The sequence below is a fragment of the Streptomyces turgidiscabies Car8 genome, from assembly GCF_000331005.1.
Taxonomy (GTDB): domain Bacteria; phylum Actinomycetota; class Actinomycetes; order Streptomycetales; family Streptomycetaceae; genus Streptomyces; species Streptomyces turgidiscabies.
Genome location: NZ_AEJB01000508.1, coordinates 16,299 through 36,018, shown reverse-complemented (window position 1 = coordinate 36,018; position 19,720 = coordinate 16,299). Strand labels below are relative to the sequence as shown.

Here is a 19,720-nt window from a genome sequence, read left to right as displayed (position 1 = left end):
ACCGTTGTAGCGCGCCAGCACCAGGTTCCCGTCCTCCTCCAGCCGTTTTCGCAGATGGGCGAGGTCGATCGCACCGCTGTAGTACTCCTGGAAAGCGGGGGTCGCGACCTTGTCCTTCCACTCCGGGTATCCCCGCACCGACTGGGCGGGGGCCGAGCGCAGGTGGGCGGCCAGGGCGGTGCCGGTGGCCCAGCCGTTCTTCCGGGTGCGCAGGGCCGGGGACTTCAGCGCCTCGGTGCCGGTGGGGAGCATCCAGTCGCCGAGAGCGAGACGGACCATGTTCTCGGGGCGCAGCAGGAAGTCGACGAACTCGGCCGCCTCCCGCTGATGCCGGCTGTCCTCGGCGATGGAGAGGGTCTGCGGGCTGACGCCCTGGGTGAGTCCGTCGGCGCCCGCCGGTGCGGGCAGCACCTGCCACTCGAAGCCCTTCGGCGCCTGCTGCGCGATCTGCTGACGGTAGGAGAAGCCGAGCGGAACCATCGCGTACCTGCCGCCGAAGAACCCCGGCAGAGTGTCGGAGCCGCCGCTGCCCAGCGTCGAACTCGACGCGCTGTCATCGGAGTTGACCTGGTCGTGGATCGTACGGGGGACGACTTGCTCGGGGGCCGCGAAGCGGACGGTCACCTTGCCGTCGGCGTCCCGGTGGAACAGCTGCCCGCCCGCCGACAGCGACAGGTTGAGCGTGGCGGAGACGGGCTCCTTGAGCGGCCAGGCCACTCCGTACTTGCCGTCGCCGCTGAGCTGTCGGGTGATCTGCCTGAACTCCGGCCAGCTCCAGGGCTGTCGGGGGGTCGGAATCCGTACTCCCGTCTTCTGCAGCCAGTTCTTGTTGGCGATCAGCACGCGCGGCTCCTGGAGGAACGGCACACCGTAGACGCCGTCCCCGAAGGTCGTCGTGTCCCAACTCCGCTGCGGGATGTCGGACTTGAGCCGGTCGGGCAGCAGTTCGCGCAGATCGGCGAGATAGCCGCCGTATGCGAAGTCCGCCAGGTCGTCCGAGGCGTCGTGGATGATGTCGGGGGCCTCGCCGCCCTCGAAGGAGGTGAGCAGCTGGTCGTGGACGCTGTCCCAACTCCCCTGGACGTACTCGACCTTGACGTTCGGGTGGGTCGCGTTCCACTCCTTCACCAGCGCCTTGTTGGCGGCGACGGACTCGTCCTGCCAGGCGAGGGACTGGAAGCGGAGGGTGATCCGGCCGTCGGCGGTGTCGCCACCGCCGCCCGTGCAGCCGGCGAGAAGCAGGACGAGGACGAGGAGCCATCGCGCGCGCATCAGCTCTTCACCGCCCCGGCCATCATGCCGCCGGTGATACGGCGTTGGATGAGCGCGAACACGACGAGCGAGGGCAGCGTCGCCAAGAACGCGGCGGCGGCCAGCGGCCCGAGGTCCGCCACACCCTCCGCGCCGATGAAGTGCGTGAGGACGACCGGCAGGGTCTGTTTCTCCGGCGTCTTCAGGAGCACCAGGGCGAAGAAGAACTCGTTCCAGGCGGTGACGAACGCGAACAGTGCCGTGGCCACGATCCCCGGCGCCAGCAGCGGCGCCGTGACGGAGACCAGCGTGCGCAGCCGGCCGGCACCGTCGACGGCCGCCGCCTCCTCCAACTCGACGGGCACGGCCCGGACATACCCGACGAGCATCCACAGCGCGAACGGCAGCGACCACACCACGTACACCATCACCAACCCGAAGACGGAGTCGATCAGCCGCAGGTTCTTCAGCACCAGGAACAGCGGGATGATCACCAGCACGAACGGGAACGCCTGGCTGACCACCACCCACCCGGTCGCCGCCCGCCCGAGCGGCGTGCGGTGCCGTGCGATGACGTAGGCCATCGGGGTCGCGAGGAGTACGGCGACCAGTGCGGCCGAGGCAGCCGCGAGCAGGGAGTTCGACGCGGCGTGCAGCAGGGGCTGTTCGTCGAACGCCTGGCGGAAGTTGTCGAGGGTCGGGTGCCTCGGGATCCAGGTGGGGTGCAGACTGCCCAGTTCACGCGGGGACTTGAAGGCGGTGGACAGGAGCCAGAGGAACGGCAGGGCCAGGAACGCGAGATAGGCGAGAAGGGCCGCGTACTGGCCGACGCGGGCGCTCGTGCTCGTCCTCAACTCTCCTCGCCTCCCCTCAGCCGGCCGACGAGGAACACGGCGAGAAGGACGGAGATCAGCGCGACCATCACACAGCCCATCGCCGCCGCGTAGCCGAACTGGCCGTAGCGGAAGGCCTCTTCGTAGGCGAAGAGCATCGGCAGCCGGGTACGTCCGCCGGGGCCGCCGTTCGTCAGGACGTACACCAGGGCGAAGGAGTTGAAGTTCCAGATCAGGTTGAGGGAGGTGATGGCCAGCGCGATGGGCCGCAGGGCGGGCCAGGTGACGGTCCGGAAGCGACGCCAGGCACCGGCGCCGTCCATGGCCGCCGCCTCGTGCAGTTCGCGCGGGGTGTTCTGCAACCCGGCGAGCAGAGCGACCGTCGTCTGCGGCATCCCCGCCCAGACGCCGACGACGATGACGGCGGGCAGCGCGGTCGTCAGGCCGCTGAGCCAGTCGCGGCCGTCACCCAGGCTCAGATCGCGCAGCGTCTCGTTGAGGACGCCCGCGTCGGCGTTGTAGACGAGCCGCCACATGATGCCGACGACGACCTCGGGCATCGCCCACGGGATGATCGCGAGGGCGCGGGCCAGCCAGCGCAGCCGTAACTCCTGGTTGAGGAGAAGGGCGAGGCCGAGGGCGAGCAGGAACTGCGGCACGGTCACCCCGACCGCCCAGACCAGCCCGATCCGGAACGACTCCCAGAACAGGGTGTCGTGCAGCAGGTCCTGGAAGTTGAGGGTGCCGATCCACCGCGTGGACGTGGTCCGGCCCGACTGGGCGTCGGTGAACGCCAGCAGGATCCCGTACAGCAGCGGTCCCACGCTCAGGACGAGGATCGGGATCAGGGCGGGCAGGACCAGGAACCAGGCGCCATGGCCGCCGAGCGACCGGCCGCCGTCCGGTCCGGCGCGGGTCGCCTGCTTGACCGGCCGCCTCGTTCCGGTCGCCAATGTCACGTGATCGGCTCCTTCGGTCGCCCGGTATGGCCCCGTCATGGTCGTGAAGCCCTGGTAACCCGTCAAGGCACCGCGCACACGCCCCCACCAGTACGAATGCGACACTGACCGGCGGATGGCGTGAACCCGACGCCGTTCGCGGACGTACACGGACGTACCCGGGTGGCTACAGCCGGGTACGAGGGACTGCGCGGGAGGCGGACGATGGACGAGGCACGGGCCCGGGACGTACTGGCCACGGCGGGCGTACTGCCCGGCACGGCACCGGAGGCACGGCTCCTCGCGCTGGGCGAGAACGCGGTGTTCGCCGCCGGTGACCTGGTCGTCAAGGTGGGCCGCGACACCGAACTCCTCGACCGTGCGCGTCGGGAACTGGCCATCGCGCTCTGGCTCGCCGAGGCGGGCGTCCCGGCGGTACGCGCGGCCGACCCGGAGGCGCACCTCGTCGAAGGTCACCCGGTGACGGTGTGGCACCGGCTGCCCGACCCCGTACGGCCCGCCGAGCCCCGGGATTTGGCCGAACTCCTACGGACCGTCCACGCCCTGCCGCTCCCCCGCTCCTTCACGTTGCCGCCCCGCGAACTCCTGGGCGGCGTCGAGCGGTGGCTGCGGCTCGCGGGCGACGCCATCGACCCGGCGGACGCCGCCTATCTTCGAGAGCGCCGCGACGGTTTCGCCTCGGCCGCCGCCGCGCTCACCCCGCACCTTCCGCCCGGCCCGATCCACGGCGACGCGCTTCCCCGCAACGTCCACATCGGCCCGGACGGTCCGGTCCTGGTCGACCTGGAGACCTTCTCCGCCGATTTGCGCGAGCACGATCTGGTGGTCATGGCTCTTTCCCACGACCGGTACGCCCTTCCGGCCGACGCGTATGCCGCGTTCACGGAGGCCTACGGGTGGGACGTACGGGAGTGGGAGGGGTGCGGGGTGCTGCGCGGGGCGCGGGAGACGGCGAGTTGTGCGTGGGTGGCGCAGCATGCGCCGGTGAATCCTCAGGCGCTGGTGGAGTTTTCGCGGCGGGTGGGGTCGTTGCGTAGCGGGGATTCGACTGTGCGGTGGTATCCGTTTTAGCGCCTGTGGGTGGGGGTTGATGCTGTTGGGCGGCTGCCGGTTGTGTGTGGCTTGTCGCGCAGTTCCCCGCGCCCCTGAAAGGGGCGCTACTCCTCGGCCCTGATTTTCTGTGCTGCCTGCTGAAGTTCCTTCAGCACCGTTCTTACCGCTCTGCGGGCCGCGCGTTCCGGGCGGTGGAGGGCGTCGACGCGGCGTCTGGCGCGGACGCCGCTGAGGGGTTTGAGGACCAGGGCGGGGTGCGGGCGGGAGGTCCAGCGGGGCATCAGGGCGAGGCCTCCTCCGGCGGCGACCACCTCCGCCGCCACCGTGAACTCGTTGATGCGGTGGGCGAGACGGGGGCGACGGCCCGCCGCCGTGGCGATGGCCTCGATCGTCGCCATGATCGGGAAGCCGTCGTGTACGGCGATCCAGGGCTGGTCGGCCACGTCGCTCGGGGTCAGTCGCCGTCTGGCGGCGAGGGGATGGTCGGCGGGCATGGCCACGTCGAGGGGTTCGCGCAGCAGCGGGGTCGCCGTCACCGTGCGCGGCCAGGGCGGGGCGTGGTCCAGGCGGTGGGCGAGGACGAGGTCGTACTCCCTGGTCAGCGCCGGGAAGTCGTCCTGCGTGACGTCCTCGTCGGCCAGGGCGAGCACCGGCCCGTCCGGTCCGGCGAGGGCCCGCAGCAGCAGCGGGAAGAACGCGGCGCCCGCGCTGTGGAACGCCGCGACGGACACCTCCCCGTCCGGCCGGTCCAGGAACTCCTCGACGGTGTGCCGGGCCCGCGCGAGCGCCGACTCCACCTCGGTCGCCGCGCCCGCCAGCGCCTGTCCGGCGTCGGTCAGCACCAGCCGGCGCCCCTGCCGCTCGGTGAGCGGGACCGGGATGGCGCGCTGGAGGAGCCGCAGTTGCTGCGAGATGGCCGAGGGCGTGACGAGCAGGGCGTCGGCGACCGCGGTGACACTGCCCAGCTCACCGAGTTCGCGCAGGATCCGCAGCTGACGTTCGTCCACTGACACAGTGTAGGCAGACCGTGTAGCAAAGCTAAAAGATCGTTGAAGAGAGTGGCCCTGGGCTTCAGGGTCACCGGCGGTGCACTGTGGTCGCGTGTCCGACTCCCGCCGTACCGACGCGGTACTCCTCCTTGTCGCGCTCGTCTGGGGCTCCAGCTATCTGTCCGCCCAGACGGCCACCTCCGCCCTGCCCGTCCTCGTGGTCCTGTTCGCGCGCTACGCCCTCTCCGCGCTCGCCTGTCTCGGCCTGCTCGCCGCCGGGCGGGGGACGGAGCCGAAACGGGGCAGCGGTCTTCGGCTGTGGACCCGGGAGGAGCTGCGGGCCGGACTGCCGCTCGGGGTGACCCAGGCCGCCGTCCTCGTCGTGGAGACGTACGGAGTCGCCCACACCACCGCCGCCAACGCGGGCCTGATCATCAGCCTGACCATCGTGCTCACCCCTCTCCTCGACCGCGCCGGACACCCCGGCGGGCTGCCTCCGGCCTTCTACGCCGCCGCCGGCGTCTGCGTCCTGGCCGTCGGTCTGCTCATGTCCGGCAACGGCTTCCACGCGCCGCGTCTCGGTGACCTGCTGATGCTGGGCGCGGCCCTCATACGGGCGGTCCATGTGGCCCTGGTCGGACGACTCACCTCGGGCCGACCCATCCGCCCCCTTCACCTCACGACGCTCCAGACCGTGATCGGCACGGCCCTGTTCCTGCCGGCCGCCGCCCCCGACCTGCCGGCGCTGGTCCGCTCCGACACCGGGACCTGGACGCAGTTGCTTTATCTCGCGCTGTTCTGCAGCGTGTTCGCGTTCCTCGCCCAGACGTGGGCCGTGCAGCGCACCTCGGCGAGCCGGGCCAGCCTGCTGCTGGGCACCGAGCCGATCTGGGCCGCCGCGATCGGAATCGCCCTGGGCGGCGAGCACCTGACGCCGCTCACGGCGCTGGGCGCGACGCTGATGGTCACGGGCACGTACTGGGGCCAGTCGGTGGAACGCGCCCACCGGGCTGGGGCTGCCGTGCCGGCCCGTCTGGGGGTCCCCCCTCTGGGGGAGTTCGAGGACAAGGCCCGTTCAGGGCCGTAGGGGTCTGGGGGCGCAGCCCCCAGGAACAGGATGGGACGGGTAGGGGCGGCGGGGGCGAAACACTCCCCACGGTCCCCCCTCACACCACCTCGCCCACGACCTCCCGCACGGGCCACGTCCCGTCGACGACCGCGTCGGCCTCCCCCTTGCGCCGCAGAAAGCTCTGGAAATCCGCCGCCCACTCCGCATACCAGTCGATCTGACGCCGATGCAGCTCCACCGCCCCGAGCGCCGCGACCTTGGGATGCCGCTCGGCTATCGCACACGCCAGCCGTGCCGCGGCCAGCGCGTCCGCCGACGCGTCGTGAGCCGCGTCCAGTGAGACGCCGTACTCCGTGCACACCGCTTCGAGGTTGCGCTTGCCGCGCCGATAACGGTCGACGGAACGGTCGATCGTGTACGGGTCGATGACCGGGGCCAACTCCTGGCCGCCCAAACGCTCTCGCAGGGACGGCAGTCCGTGCCGCCTCAGCTCCGCGGAGAGCAGGGTGAGGTCGAAGTTCGCGTTGTAGGCGACCACCGGTACGCCCGTCCTCCAGTACGTCGCCAGTACGTCCGCCATCGCGTCCGCGACCTGGTCGGCGGGCCGGCCCTCGCTGGTCGCGCGCTCGTTGGTGATGCCGTGCACCGCCACCGCGTCCGCCGGGATCTCGATGCCCGGATCGGCCAGCCATTCCCGGTGCCCGAGCGGCTCACCGCCCCTCACCTCGATCACCGCGCCGGTGACGATGCGTGCCTCGCGCGGGTCCGTCCCGGTCGTCTCCAGGTCGAAACCGATCAGCAGCTCATGGTGCCAGCCCATGCCTGGCCCCCCTTCATGCCTTTTTGGTGGTGCTTTCCCCCAGTGGTCTCCACGATCCCATGAGCCACTGACAATCAGAGGACCGCGTTCCGCTTACGAGAAGGCGAGCGGGTCGGACGGGGCACATCGGCGGATCGCGCGCGTCAGGACACCGGGCGCGAATCCGCCCAGGCCACCTCGAACTCCTCGCGATATGTCGGGAAGAGACCGCTCTCCTCCGTCTCGCCCGGCTTGACCAGGCGGCTCCCGCCGCGCAGCACCAGCACCGGCGCCTCCATCCCCCGTGTCCGGCGCAGATAGGTCTGCACGATCGCGACCCCGTCCGAGCCGTCTCCGTCGACGAGGTAGGCGGTGAAGCGGGGCGTCTCGTCGAAGACCTGGATCTCGAAGGCGCCGGGGTCCCGCAGATTCGACCGCACCCGGCGCATGTGCAGGATGTTCATCTCCACCGCGCGGCTCAACTCGCCCCGCTTGATGCCGAGTTCCCGCTCACGCCGTTTCACCGCGCTGGACGCGGGGTTCAGGAACAGCAGTCGCACCCGGCAGCCGGACTCCGCCAGCCGTACCAATCGCCGCCCGGAGAAGTTCTGCACGAGCAGGTTGAGGCCGATGCCGATGGCGTCGAGGCGACGCGCGCCGCCGAAGATGTCCTCGGCCGGGAACTGGCGCATCAGCCGTACGCGGTCGGTGTGTACGGCGACCACGTCCCCGTACCGTTCGCCCACCAGGTCCTCGACCGCGTCGACCGGCAGCCGGCGCGCGGAGGGCACGTCGCCGCCCGCGCCGAGGGTCTCCAGGAGCTTGCCCGAGGCCCGCTCGGCCTGGTTCAGGACGGCTTCGGACAGGGCCCGGTTGCGGGAGACCACGTTGCGGGTGACCTCCAGCTCGTCCAGGGCGAGTTCGACGTCACGGCGCTCGTCCACGTACGGCTCGAAGCACGGCCAGTGCTGCACCATCAGCTCGCGCAGCTGGGGGAGGGTCAGGAAGCTGAGGACGTTGTCGTCGGCCGGGTCGAGCAAGTAGCCCTTGCGGCGGCTGACTTCACGTACGGCGACCGCCCGCTGCACCCACTCCTGGCCGGCCGGCCCGGCGGCGGCGACCACCCACTCGTCGCCGTGGACGGGTTCGTAGATGGGGCGCAGGACGGCGGCCACGACCGCGCGCAGCCGCTGCTCGACCAGGTTCAGCCAGATGTAGGCCCGGCCGGCCCGCTGGGCGCGTGTCCGCACCTCGTGCCAGGCGTCGGCGTCCCAGTCCAGTTCCGGTCCGATGGAGCCCGTTTCCATCGGCCGTGCCAGGGACACCGCGCCGGGCGGGACCTCTGTGGAGTTCCCCTCGTGACCCTCGTCACCAGGGGGCAGCTCCAGCCCTCCCGACCCCACCCGCGCACCGCCTTCCGCTCCCCCGAGCTCTCCCCGTCGGCCGGTCCCGGCCAACGATCAAGGAAGGGTACTCCGGGAGCGGTCGGCGGTGCAGCAGGATGGACAGGGTCGTTTCTCAACTACCGCTTTCGACATGCCCGTTCTGGTCGGCGAGGGCGGCGGGAGTGAGCGGATTCATAGCCGTGACGTCGCGCGGGGCGATGGAGAAGCCCTGCCAGTGGACGGGCATGGGCTGCTGGTCCTCGTCCCGGGCTATGTGGTGGAAGCCCACGTTCACCCAGACCAACGGGTGGGTGAGGGTCTGCCCGTTGACCCATCCGTCGACGGACGTCTTGGCGCCGGCACCGCAGTTGCCCAGGTTGTCGCTGGCGAACTGCTCGCACTTGTTGTACTCGGTGAAGTAGACGTCGTGCCGGGTGTAGCTGCGGCCGGGGTACTTGGTGGTGGCACCGGGGACGATCTCGTACGACCGCGCGTGGCCGTCCTTGTTCTTGCCGGTGGCGCTGACGACACGCCACCAGCGCATGTTCTTGGCGTCGCCCGCGAGTTCCTTCTTGACCTGGGTGCGGGTCGTCTTGTTGGTCGGACCCTCCTGGCCGCTCGCGGGCGGGCTGACCACGGAGTCGTACTGCTCGACCTTCCCCTTGGAGGAGCCGTCGAGGCCGAAGTCGAGCCGCCAGAAGACGTTGTGGCTGTGGCTGGTGGCGTACGCCTTGGCGCCCTTGCCGATGGGCCAGCCGCGGCCGTCGCCCGCGTCGTAGTCCTCGGGGGCGAGGCTGCCGGTGGCGCCGATGTTCATGTTGACGGTGCCGTCGTCCTGGAAGCGCCACTCGGTGATGTACTCGTACCAGCCGACCTGGTTGACGGTGTAGACGAGCAGGTCCTTGCCCTGGGTCTGCCAGACCTTGTTCGCGGTGTCGCCCTGCATACGGTAGGCGTGGCCGCGTGAACGGGTCGTGGTGCACAGGCCCTTGACGTTCGCGTTGTCCGGGTCCCACGCCTCGGGCACCTTGACGGTCTTGATGGTGCCGCCGGGGCACTCACCGGCCGCCAGGTTCATCAGGCCCTGGCCGAAGCCGGCCGCCGTGAGGTCCTGGTACTCGGCGTTTCCGTCGTCGTAGGGGACGTGTATCTGGCCGAGCCGCGCGGAGTTGAGCACCTTGATCGGCTGGGCCTCGCCGGGGGGCTGGTACGAGACGTTCTCCAGAACGAGCCCGGCCTCGCTCTCGTAGCGGTAGCACATCCGCCAGGTGGTGCCCGTGGCGAGCTTCTTCTCGATGCGGTAGGGCGCGCTGCACTCGGCGGGCGGCACAGGTCCGGCCTTCGGCTGGGCGATGGCCGGTCCCGCCGCCGAGGTGAGGCCGGCGGACAGGGCGACCGCGGAGAGGCCGACGAGCCCGGCCGTCGCCCGCCCTCGGGTACGGCTGTTGTTGTTGACGCGCATGAAGACGTGACTCCCTGGAGAGAGCTGGGGAAGGTAAAAGGAGGTTGAGAAGTGAACCGAGGGCCGCTCGCCCAGGGGTCAGCCGAGCTTGGCGACCTTGCGGGCGCTCAGGTCGATCACGAGCGAACGGGCGTCGATCCACGACCCGTTCTTCACCTTCGGGAAGAGCCGCACACAGCGGTGGTCGCCGCATGTGCCGAGCACGGCGGGCTGGGCGCCCGGAGTGGCCCGGTACACCATGCTGGTGACGAGCAACTGGTCCGGCGAGGTGAGTTCCGAGCCGGTGGCGTCCTTGTAGTCGGCCTTCAGGCCCGCGCCCAGCGGGTCGGCTATCAGGAGCGCGGTCGCCTCGGCCGTCTCGGCGCGGCTCAGGGGCGGCTGTACGCCGTGCTGGGTGCCGGTCCGCTCGACCTTGCCGGTGTCGAGGTTGACGGTCCTGGTGACCAGGGTGTCGTCCTTGTAGTCGTAGTACGACACGTCCGCGCGCCGGGGCGCGTTCGGGTCGTCCACCTCGGCGGCCTCGGGTTCGGCGAGGTCGATGCCGATCCGCTGCGGGCCGCGCTTCCCCTCGACGTTCTCACCGGAGTCGAGCAACTGCCGGTTCAGGGCGATCCGCTCGACCCGCGCCGTCTCACCGTCGGTGAGCGGATCGCGGCCCGTGCCCTTCTCGCCCTCGGCGGGCACCTGTTCGACGACACCGGGCGGCGCGGCGGCCTGCTGCTGCGCGGACTCCCCCGCGCTCCCGCCCGTGCTCGCCGTACTCCCGGCGGTCCCGGTGCCTCCCGACTCGTCGGCCCCCGCCGCTCCCGGCAGCGTCACCGCGATCATGACGGCCGTACCGGCCACCGCGATACCCGTCCCCGCCACCACCTTGCCCAGGTGGCGGCGCACGATCTTGCGCACGTTGTCCCCTTACTCCCCCTCACTGCCCAGGGAGTACGTGAAGAAGGAAAAGTTTTGACATACCCGCGTATGCGGGTACGCACTGGTCGACCGGTAAGAGGGACGTAAGTCGTAGGTGGTTCCATCACTTTCGGGGAGACTCGGAGGGGAGCAGGCCCCAGCGGCGGACCACAACTGAAAGAGTCGAGCGCATGCAGGTCTGGCCAGGAGAGGCGTATCCACTCGGTGCCACGTACGACGGCGCCGGCACCAATTTCGCGGTCTTCTCGGAGGCCGCCGACCGGATCGAGCTGTGTCTGCTCCACGACGACGGCTCCGAGACCGCGGTGGAACTGCGGGAGAGCGACGCGTTCGTCCGGCACGCGTATCTGCCGGGCGTGATGCCGGGCCAGCGGTACGGCTTCCGTGCGCACGGCGCGTACGAGCCCGAGCGCGGCCAGCGGACCAACTCGGCGAAGCTGCTGCTCGATCCGTACGCGAAGGCGATCAGCGGTTCGGTCACCTGGGGCGAGGAGGTGTACGGCTACCACTTCGACGAGCCCGAGCGGCGCAACGACCTCGACTCGGCGCCGCACACGATGTCGTCCGTCGTGGTGAACCCGTACTTCGACTGGGGCGACGACCGGCGCCCCCGCACCGAGTACCACCACACGGTGCTCTACGAGGCCCATGTGAAGGGCCTGACCATGCGTCACCCGGCGCTGCCCGAGGAGCTGCGCGGCACCTACGCGGCGCTCGCCCACCCCGCGATCATCGAACACCTGACCAAGCTTGGCGTCACGGCGCTGGAACTGATGCCGGTGCACCAGTTCGTGAACGACCACCGTCTGGTGGACATGGGCCTGAACAACTACTGGGGTTACAACACGATCGGTTTCTTCGCCCCGCACAACGAGTACGCCTCCTGGGGTGACCGCGGCCAGCAGGTCCGGGAGTTCAAGTCGGCGGTGCGGGCGCTGCACGAGGCCGGTATCGAGGTCATCCTGGACGTGGTCTACAACCACACCGCGGAGGGCAACCACCTCGGCCCGACCCTCTCCTTCAAGGGCATCGACAACGCCCAGTACTACCGGCTCATGGAGGACCAGCGCTACTACATGGACACCACGGGGACCGGGAACTCGCTGCTCATGCGGTCCCCGCACGTACTCCAAATGATCATGGACTCGCTGCGCTACTGGGTCACCGAGATGCACGTCGACGGCTTCCGCTTCGACCTCGCGGCCACGCTGGCCCGGCAGTTCCACGAGGTGGACCGGCTGTCGTCGTTCTTCGACCTGGTCCAGCAGGACCCCGTGGTGTCCCAGGTGAAACTGATCGCCGAGCCGTGGGACGTGGGCGAGGGCGGCTACCAGGTGGGCAACTTCCCGCCGCTGTGGACCGAGTGGAACGGCATGTACCGCGACACCGTGAGGGACATGTGGCGGGGCGAGCCGCGCACGCTCGCGGAGTTCGCGTCCCGGCTCACGGGCTCCTCGGACCTCTACCAGGACGACGGCCGCCGTCCGCTCGCCTCGATCAACTTCGTGACGTGCCATGACGGCTTCACCCTCAACGACCTGGTGTCGTACCACGAGAAGCGCAACCTGGCCAACGGCGAGGACAACCGGGACGGCGAGAGCCACAACAGGTCCTGGAACTGCGGCGCGGAGGGCGAGACGGACGACCCCGACGTCCTGGCTCTGCGCGCACGCCAGCTGCGCAACTTCATGGCGACACTGATGCTGTCCCAGGGTGTGCCGATGATCAGCCACGGCGACGAGTTCGCGCGCACCCAGGGCGGCAACAACAACGCGTACTGCCAGGACAACGAGATCTCCTGGGTGCGGTGGCCGGACCAGAACCGGGACGAGGACGAGGACGAGAAGGGGAAGGAGGGAGCCGGACTCCTGGACTTCACGCGCGCGATGGTGTGGCTGCGCAGGGACCACCCGGTCTTCCGCAGGCGCCGCTTCTTCCACGGCCGCCCCGTGGAGGGCACCCACGACGAGCTGTCCGACATCGCCTGGTTCACTCCGGCGGGCGAGGAGATGGTCCAGCGCGACTGGGACTCGTCACAGGCGGGCGCGATGAGCGTGTTCCTCAACGGCAACGCCATCTCGGAGCCCGGTGCCCGTGGGGAGCGCATCGCCGACGACTCGTTCCTGCTGATGTTCAACGCCTCGCCGAGGACCCTGGAGTTCGTGGTGCCGGTCAACCACGGCCGCCAATGGCAGGTCGTGGTCGACACGGCCCTCCCGGAGGGCGTGGCACCGGGCACGGGCGCGAAGGTCGCGGCGGGCGACCGCCTGACCCTCCTGGACCACAGCCTGACGGTGCTGCAACGCCCGGCCTAGTCCGCCCCCGCCCGGCCTACGGCCCTCCACGCGCGCGTGGAGGGCCGTTTCGGCGGCCGTACGCAGGAGTCGATGACACGAAAGGCGGTGGGGCGGGTACGTAGGTCTCCATGACACCTGAGCGTTCTGAGCCGGTCGTGCCGACGGCCACCTATCGGCTGCAACTCCAGCCCGCGTTTCCGTTCGGTGCCGCGGCGGACGCCGTGCCGTACCTGGCGTCGCTCGGCGTCTCGCATCTGCATCTGTCGCCGTTCCTCGAGTCCGTGCCGGGTTCGACGCACGGCTACGACGTCGTGGACCACGCGCGCGTGCGCGGTGAGCTCGGCGGCGAGGAGGGGTTGCGCGCGCTGGCGCGTACCGCGCGGGAGCACGGTCTCGGCCTGGTCGCCGACATCGTGCCCAACCACATGGCGATGTCCCCGCGGCACAACCGCCCCCTGTGGGAGGTGCTCCGGGAGGGCCCCGGGTCACCGTACGCGCGGTGGTTCGACATCGACTGGGAGGCGCAGGGCGGGCGCCTGCTGCTGCCGGTGCTCGGGCAGCCGCTGGGCACGGAGTGGGAGCAGCTGAAGGTCGAGCGGTGGCAGGACGCGCACCTGGGGTACGAGGGTCACGTCCTGCGCTACCACGACCATGTCCTCCCCGTGCGTGAGGGCACCGAGAAGCTGCCGCTGCCCCAGCTCGTCGACGCGCAGTGGTACCGCCCCGCGTGGTGGCGGCTGGCGCGCACCGAACTCAACTACCGGCGCTTCTTCAGCATCTCGGAGCTGATCGGGGTACGGGTCGAGGACCCCGACGTGTTCGCGGCGACACACGGGAAGCTGCTGGAGCTGCTCGCGGACGGCGTGGTGGACGGGCTGCGGGTCGACCATCCGGACGGGCTCGCGGACCCGGGCGGGTATCTGCGCCGTCTGCACGAGGCGACCGGGGGCCGCTGGACCGTGGTCGAGAAGATCCTGGCCGACGGGGAGCACCTGCCGGCGGACTGGCCGGTCGCGGGGACCACCGGTTACGACGCCCTGCGGCACCTGGACGGCCTGTTCACGGACCCGGCGGGCGCGGGCGAGCTCCTCGGCCAGTACCGGCGGTTCGCGGCTCCTGAGGCCGACCGGGGCGGGCACTGGGAGGCGACGGTACGGCGGGCCGCGTACAAGGTGGTGACGCATGAGCTGGCCACCGAGGTGGACCGGCTGACCCGCGTGGCGAACCGTCTCTGCGCCGCCTCCCCGGATCCCGCGCTGCGCGACCGTGCCCCCTGGGCCCTGCGCACGGCGCTGCGTGAGCTACTGGTCCGTATGGAGGTCTACCGCCCCTACACCCCCGGGGACACGGCCTCCGTGGTCACCGAGGTGGCCGCCGCGGAGGCCCGCCAGGCGTTCGCCGTCCCGCAGGAGGGCGAGGCCGTGGAGGTCGTACGGGACCTGCTGCTGGGGCGGGCGGCGGGCGGGGCCGCGAACGACCCCGAGCAGGTGGAGTTCCGGGACCGGTTCGCGCAGACGTCGTCGGCGCTGCGGGCCAAGTCCGTGGAGGACACGGCGTTCTACCGCTATGTGCCGCTGCTGTCGGCGACCGAGGTCGGCGGCGGTCCGGGCAGCCCCGCGGTGTCCCCGGAGGACTTCCACGCCTACTGCGCGCGCGTGCAGCGCGACTGGCCGGCCACGGGGACGGTGCTGTCGACGCACGACACGAAGCGCAGCGGCGACGTACGCGCGGCGCTGGCCGTGCTCACCGAGTGCCCGCAGCGATGGGCCGACGTCCTGGCGGAGGTCACGCGCACCGGTGAGGGGCTGCCCGACGCCCAACTGGCGTGGGCGGCCTGGCAGACGGCCTTCGGCCTGGGCCCGGCGGACACGGAGCGTCTCCAGGGCGCCCTGCTGAAGCACATCCGGGAGGCGGGCCTGCACACCGCCTGGACGGAGCAGGAACCCGCCTACGAGGAGGCGGTGGCGGCGTTCGTGGCGGCGGGCCCGTGCGGGGCGCCCGGCGAGCACGTGACGGCGCTGCGGGGCGCCCTGGAGCCGTACATCCGGGCGAACGTCCTGGGCATGGCCCTGGTCCACCTGACGATGCCGGGCGTGCCGGATCTCTACCAGGGCACGGAGAGCGAGTACCTGGCGCTGGTGGACCCGGACAACCGCCGTCCCGTCCGGTTCCCTCCGGAGGCCCCCGGCGAGAAGGACGGCCTGACGGCGACGGCACTGCGGCTGCGCGCGCGGCGTCCGGCGGTGTTCGGCGACACGGGGACGTACACACCGCTCGTCGCACAGGGTCCGGCGGCGGCGCACTGTGTGGCGTTCGCGCGCTCCGGGGAGGTGGTCACGGCGGTCACCCGGCTGTCGTCGCGGCTGGCGGACGCGGGCGGCTGGGACGACACGCGGTTGCCGCTGCCGCCGGGCCGGTGGGCCGATCTGCTGTCCCCGGAGCGGGAGTTCACCGGGCACGCGCGCGTGGAGGAGCTTTTCGCACGGCTGCCGGTGGCTCTTCTGGAGCGTGTCGGCGAGGAGTGAGGCCCCAGGGCGCGAACCCTTCGGCGCGCGCCCCTGCCAGCGCTCGAGCGCCCGGCGCACAGCAGCGCGCACTACGGCGCGCGTTTGCGACTACCGGCGTGTGGTGGTGAGCACCCTCGCCGGGCTCTGCGCGGCCGTCCCGCGCGGCGGATGTCCCGGTCGGCCGCTGCCGCCGACCGTCCCCGTCCTCGCCGTCGGGGGTGAATGCTTCTTGGCGCCCCCTGGAGCCGCCCCCGCTACCTCCTTGACAGTTCCTGGACGCCATGGGGTACTGCGGATTGCGACGCCGGGTGGACCAGACGGGGGTGAGTCTCCTGCCGGAGCTGCGTTACCCCAGTGTGAACGAACTCGTCTCGTCCGCACGGGCGCTGGCCGCTCACCGGCCGGGTCTGTGCACCTTCACTCAAGTGGGCTCCTCCCGCGCGGGACGGCCCCTGCATCTGCTGTCCGTGGGCCACGCACGACACGCCGTACTCGTCGTCGCGGGTGCCCACGCCAACGAACCCACGGGGGGCTCCACGCTCCTCGCACTCGCGGAACGGACCGTGCACGACCGCGAGTTGCGGGCGGGCACCTCCTGGCACTTCCTGCTGTGCGCGGACCCTGACGGTGCCAGCCTGCACGTCACTCCGGCGCCGCGCAGCCTGCTCGACTACCACCTCGGTTTCTACCGGCCCGCCGGCCCCGAGCAGCCGGAGTGGGCGCCCTCCGTGCTGCCGCCCGACCGGCTGCCGCCCGAGACCCTCGCCCTGACCCGTGTCATCGACGAACTGCGGCCCTATCTCCAGGTCACCCTGCACGGCACCGACGTGGGCGGCAGCTGGGTGCAGTTGACGAAGGACGTCCCCGGTCTCGCCGAGCCGTTCGCCAAGTCGGCGGCCGAACTGCACATCCCGGTCGAGACCGGTGCCTCGGACGCGGCGGGCTGGCCCGCGTCGGGGCCCGGCGTGCACGTGATGCCGGCGCCGGGCACGGACGCGGCGTACCCGAGCATGCCGGACGACGCCCGGCACAGCACCTGGTACCACGCTCACCGGTACGGCGGTCTGACCGCGGTCGTCGAGGTGCCGATGTGGGCCAGCGACCTGGTGGACGACCCGGCCCCGCATCCGGCGCCGGCGGCGGCGATACGGCGGCTCGCCGGCCGGCTGCTGCGGGACGGCATGGAGGTCGACCGGGTCCTCGCCGACGCGCGGCCCCGGCTGACGGACGCCGAGGGACCGCTGCTGCGGGCCGCCCAGTGGGCGCTGGAACTGGTGCCCGGGCTGGCCGCCGACTGGACGCACACGCCACCCGCCGACACGACGATGGCGTACGTCGGCAGCGTGGACGCGTTCGGCCGCCGGCTGCCGCTGCGGGCCGCCGCGATGCTGCTGCGGGTCCTGCGGGAGACCGACGACCGCGCGGTACCGCCCCTCGAACACCTGGTCGCGGCCTGGAGCGAGGCCTTCATGGTCCGCTTCCGGGCGCGCTGGGTGCCGCTGGACCATCAGGTCGAGCACCAGGCCCGTACGGTGATGGCCGCCGCACGGCACGCGCGCGAGGGAGCCCCTCGGAGGGGCTAGGCGAGACCGGGTTCGCTCTGTCAGGGCGCCCTGCGTGGCCGCTACAGGGCGAACACGGCGCCGGTCCTCGCGCCCAGTTCGCATCCGTTGGAGAACGTCCTGTCGTACTCCCGCGGGATCCCGTTCCATTCGCCCCGCGCGTGCACGGTGACGGGCGAGTACAGCATCGGGCAGAGGGTCTTCCTCGGCGGGATGCGGCCGATGTCGCCGTCCGCCGCCGCGAGGTCCGCACAGGCGCGGGCAGCCTGCGCGTGCCCCTGGGGCGGGTCGCACAGCACCAGTGTCCCGCGGGTGTCACCGGCGTCCGGCTCGCCCCGGCTGACGGTGACGTAGAGCCAGTTGTCCCGGACGTCCTCCCGGGTGACCGCCTGCGCGGGCGCGGAGCCCGCGACGAGGAGGCCGACGGCCAGCAGGGCCCCGCGCACCGCGCGCGCGGTGCTGACGGTCCTGTTGACGCGGTCGGGTCGGGTCGTGTCGCCGGTGCTGATGGTGTGGGTCATTCCCTGTGCATCGGCACCGCGGCCCCCGCACCCCACCCCGACTCACCCGAACGGGAGCCCACGCGCGCGCGGCGGCCCGCCAGTTCGAACGCGGCGAGCACCACCCGCGACTGGTACTCCACCTGCCGGGCGACCGGTATCCACCGCGCCCCGCAGCCGTCGCGGTAGTCGGCGCACCACTCGTCGATCACCCTGTCGAGCGCGCACAGGACGTCCGCGGCCACCGGACCGGCACCACGCGCCAACTGGTGCAGCAGCCCCGCGGTGCGCAGCGACAGCCGCCGCCCGGCGATGCGCAGGGTGGCCAGGTGGGCGTTGCTGAGCGGTGGCAGCCGGTCCGCGGTGCCGTCGTCGGTGTCGGGGTCCCAGGCGTCGGCGAGACCGGGGCAGACCAGCAGATAGTCGTCCACCGGGGCGAGGAGACGGTCCGCGTCGGGCACGCGCGCGAGGTGGGGCCGCAGTCGGCCGAGGACCCCCTCCAGGTACCGCGTGTCGTGCCGCAGCGTGTGGCTGACGGTGCGCAGTACCGCGTCGGCGTCGACGGGCGGTGTGTCGTCCTCCACGGCGGCCACGCCCCACATGGGCGCCTCGACGATCGCCGTCACCGTGCCGTGCCGGTGCGGGTGGAACCAGGTCGACTCGACGGCGGCCTCCGTTATGGCCGCGGCCAGGTCGCCCCGTACCGGCGGCGGAATCCGGTGCACGGCGGGTCCCAGACGGGGCCAGTACAGGGTGTCGTACGAGCCCAGCTCGCGCGGGACGCCGAGCCGGGCCGCCGTCTCGGCGACGCGCTGCGGGAGACCCGGCAGGTCACGCGTGAGTTCCACGAAGCCGCCGCCGACGTCGACGCCGTGCAGCGAGCACTGGAAGAACGGCCGCAGCTCGTCCTGGACGGCGAGCAGCGCGCGGGTCTCCGGCAGTGCGGCCCCGGCCGCGCCGTCGGGCAGCCACTCGGGCTGCTCCAGGAAGCCGGGCCGGAAGAAGTTCCGGAAGTGGTGGCCGAGGGTGAAGGGACCCGCGAGCCAGCCCTCGTTGCGGCGCGAGCCGTCGGGATCGAGGCACAGCAGCAGGTTCCAGGTGGCGTCCGCGCGGACGGTCGGTCCGGGGTCGGCGAGGGCCCGTTCGGCCAGCCGGAGGGCGGTCGCACCGCCCACGGGCTCGTTGGCGTGCGGTCCGGCGACGATCAGGGCCTGCCGGCTGCCGTGCCCCACGGAGAGCAGCCGCAGGGGCGTCCCCGCGCGCGAGGTGCCGATGGTGCGCAGCCGGGCGTCGGCGGGATGACGGGCGACGAGCGCGGCGGCCCGGTCGGCCAGCTCGTCCACGGACGGGTAGCGGTGGAGCGGCGACAGGGCAACCTCCACAGCGGGGCCGTCGGTTCACTTGGTGTGCATGGCGCACGCACAGTCAGTCACGACTCGGAGGTTACGTCAACACCACGGCACGCAAAGTGAATCGCTCCCGCCGGAGCAGGGGCATGGCAAGCGCTGTCACTCCGCCGAGAGGCGGAACGCCATGTGCCCGAAGCCGATCTGGTCGCCGTCGCGGACGACGGCCGCACCGATCACACGACGCCCGTTCACCGTCGTGCCGTTGGTCGAGCCGAGGTCGCGCAGCACCCACAGGCCACCCTGGTGCCGGAGTTCGGCGTGGACGCGCGAGACCGTCTCGTGGGTGAGGCGCAGACCGTTGGCGGGGTCGCGCCCTATGCGCAGGGGGTGGCCGTTGCCGGGATGGGGCAGGAGCAGCTTGGGGAGCCGCTCGGACTGCCAGGCCCGGCGCAGCCGTACCGTGAAGCCGGAGACCGCTTCGACCGTCCCGAACACCAGGCGGGAGAGCCGGTTCTCGGTGGGCAGGTCGGCGGTGAGGAGGGCCAGTTCGTCGGACCGCCGCGCGACCAGCGCCAGTTCCATGCGCCGGATGAACGTGTCGTGCGAGAGCCGCCCCAGAGCGACCCCGTCGCGGAGTGCCTTCAGCGCCCGGTCGCGCTCCGCGTCGGAGAGGCGCGCCGGGTACGTGTGGAACTCGAAGGACGATGTCACTTCGTGATTGTCGGGCAGCGCGCCCGGGGTGTCCACACAACGCAGAAACGGGTGCTCCGCGGGCCGGCCT

Annotated in this window: 15 protein-coding genes and 1 pseudogene; 5 read left to right on the top strand and 11 right to left on the bottom strand. The window is 71.5% G+C overall.

The window, feature by feature from the left end:
• Nucleotides 1-6 precede the first annotated feature (6 nt).
• The 3 genes and pseudogenes from STRTUCAR8_RS36530 to STRTUCAR8_RS36520 form a co-directional block, all read right to left on the bottom strand.
• Nucleotides 7-1,272, bottom strand: a pseudogene (locus STRTUCAR8_RS36530) (ABC transporter substrate-binding protein); the annotation flags it as partial.
• Nucleotides 1,272-2,105, bottom strand: coding sequence for a carbohydrate ABC transporter permease (locus tag STRTUCAR8_RS36525; protein WP_006381332.1), 834 nt, complete (start codon nt 2,103-2,105; stop codon nt 1,272-1,274). The pseudogene STRTUCAR8_RS36530 and the gene STRTUCAR8_RS36525, both read right to left, overlap by 1 nt.
• A complete protein-coding gene (locus STRTUCAR8_RS36520) occupies nt 2,102-3,043 on the bottom strand; it encodes a carbohydrate ABC transporter permease (protein WP_006381341.1) in 942 nt (313 codons plus the stop codon). Before STRTUCAR8_RS36520 ends, STRTUCAR8_RS36525 begins: the two co-directional genes overlap by 4 nt.
• A 204-nt stretch (nt 3,044-3,247) precedes the next feature.
• On the opposite strand from STRTUCAR8_RS36520, the gene STRTUCAR8_RS36515 reads away from it, so the two are divergent.
• Entirely contained in the window at nt 3,248-4,114 is an 867-nt protein-coding gene (locus STRTUCAR8_RS36515) for a phosphotransferase enzyme family protein (protein WP_044473509.1), read from the top strand.
• A gap of 86 nt (nt 4,115-4,200) precedes the next feature.
• Here the strand turns inward: STRTUCAR8_RS36515 and STRTUCAR8_RS36510 are convergent, their stop codons facing one another.
• Entirely contained in the window at nt 4,201-5,103 is a 903-nt protein-coding gene (locus tag STRTUCAR8_RS36510) for a LysR family transcriptional regulator (protein WP_006381319.1), read from the bottom strand.
• Between the two features lie 94 nt (nt 5,104-5,197).
• Between STRTUCAR8_RS36510 and STRTUCAR8_RS36505 the strand changes: the two genes are divergently transcribed.
• Nucleotides 5,198-6,172 carry a DMT family transporter gene (locus tag STRTUCAR8_RS36505; protein WP_006381303.1) on the top strand — a complete coding sequence of 325 codons (975 nt, stop codon included), beginning with the start codon at nt 5,198-5,200 and terminating at the stop codon, nt 6,170-6,172.
• Nucleotides 6,173-6,251: 79 nt separating this feature from the next.
• Here STRTUCAR8_RS36505 and STRTUCAR8_RS36500 read toward each other — a convergent pair whose 3' ends face one another.
• The 4 genes from STRTUCAR8_RS36500 to STRTUCAR8_RS36485 all read right to left on the bottom strand — a co-directional run bounded on the left by STRTUCAR8_RS36500 (nt 6,252) and on the right by STRTUCAR8_RS36485 (nt 10,703).
• Entirely contained in the window at nt 6,252-6,974 is a 723-nt protein-coding gene (locus tag STRTUCAR8_RS36500) for a 3'-5' exonuclease (protein WP_006381330.1), read from the bottom strand.
• Between the two features lie 143 nt (nt 6,975-7,117).
• Nucleotides 7,118-8,356, bottom strand: coding sequence for an SAV2148 family HEPN domain-containing protein (locus tag STRTUCAR8_RS36495; RefSeq protein ID WP_006381324.1), 1,239 nt, complete (start codon nt 8,354-8,356; stop codon nt 7,118-7,120).
• Nucleotides 8,357-8,471: 115 nt separating this feature from the next.
• Nucleotides 8,472-9,800 carry a copper amine oxidase gene (locus STRTUCAR8_RS36490; protein ID WP_006381339.1) on the bottom strand — a complete coding sequence of 443 codons (1,329 nt, stop codon included), beginning with the start codon at nt 9,798-9,800 and terminating at the stop codon, nt 8,472-8,474.
• Between the two features lie 78 nt (nt 9,801-9,878).
• The gene (locus STRTUCAR8_RS36485) at nt 9,879-10,703 is read right to left on the bottom strand and encodes a hypothetical protein (protein WP_006381320.1); all 825 of its coding nucleotides are present in this window, start codon (nt 10,701-10,703) and stop codon (nt 9,879-9,881) included.
• 191 nt (nt 10,704-10,894) lie between these two features.
• Between STRTUCAR8_RS36485 and glgX the strand changes: the two genes are divergently transcribed.
• The 3 genes from glgX (at nt 10,895) to STRTUCAR8_RS36470 (ending at nt 17,111) form a co-directional block, all read left to right on the top strand.
• Nucleotides 10,895-13,039, top strand: coding sequence for a glycogen debranching protein GlgX (glgX, locus tag STRTUCAR8_RS36480; RefSeq protein WP_006381342.1), 2,145 nt, complete (start codon nt 10,895-10,897; stop codon nt 13,037-13,039).
• A 110-nt stretch (nt 13,040-13,149) separates the two neighbouring features.
• Nucleotides 13,150-15,546, top strand: coding sequence for a malto-oligosyltrehalose synthase (gene treY, locus STRTUCAR8_RS36475; protein ID WP_006381296.1), 2,397 nt, complete (start codon nt 13,150-13,152; stop codon nt 15,544-15,546).
• Nucleotides 15,547-15,851: 305 nt separating this feature from the next.
• The gene (locus STRTUCAR8_RS36470) at nt 15,852-17,111 is read left to right on the top strand and encodes a M14 family zinc carboxypeptidase (RefSeq protein WP_006381321.1); all 1,260 of its coding nucleotides are present in this window, start codon (nt 15,852-15,854) and stop codon (nt 17,109-17,111) included.
• A gap of 41 nt (nt 17,112-17,152) precedes the next feature.
• On the opposite strand, the gene STRTUCAR8_RS36465 is transcribed toward STRTUCAR8_RS36470, so the two are convergent.
• The 3 genes from STRTUCAR8_RS36465 to STRTUCAR8_RS36455 all read right to left on the bottom strand — a co-directional run bounded on the left by STRTUCAR8_RS36465 (nt 17,153) and on the right by STRTUCAR8_RS36455 (nt 19,650).
• A complete protein-coding gene (locus tag STRTUCAR8_RS36465) occupies nt 17,153-17,611 on the bottom strand; it encodes an SSI family serine proteinase inhibitor (RefSeq protein ID WP_044473508.1) in 459 nt (152 codons plus the stop codon).
• Nucleotides 17,608-18,933 carry a M14 family zinc carboxypeptidase gene (locus tag STRTUCAR8_RS36460; RefSeq protein ID WP_044473513.1) on the bottom strand — a complete coding sequence of 442 codons (1,326 nt, stop codon included), beginning with the start codon at nt 18,931-18,933 and terminating at the stop codon, nt 17,608-17,610. Before STRTUCAR8_RS36460 ends, STRTUCAR8_RS36465 begins: the two co-directional genes overlap by 4 nt.
• Nucleotides 18,934-19,098: 165 nt before the next feature.
• Nucleotides 19,099-19,650: a DUF1707 and FHA domain-containing protein gene (locus STRTUCAR8_RS36455; protein WP_044473512.1), complete on the bottom strand. Its 552-nt coding sequence runs from the start codon at nt 19,648-19,650 to the stop codon at nt 19,099-19,101.
• Between the last annotated feature and the right edge of the window lie 70 nt (nt 19,651-19,720).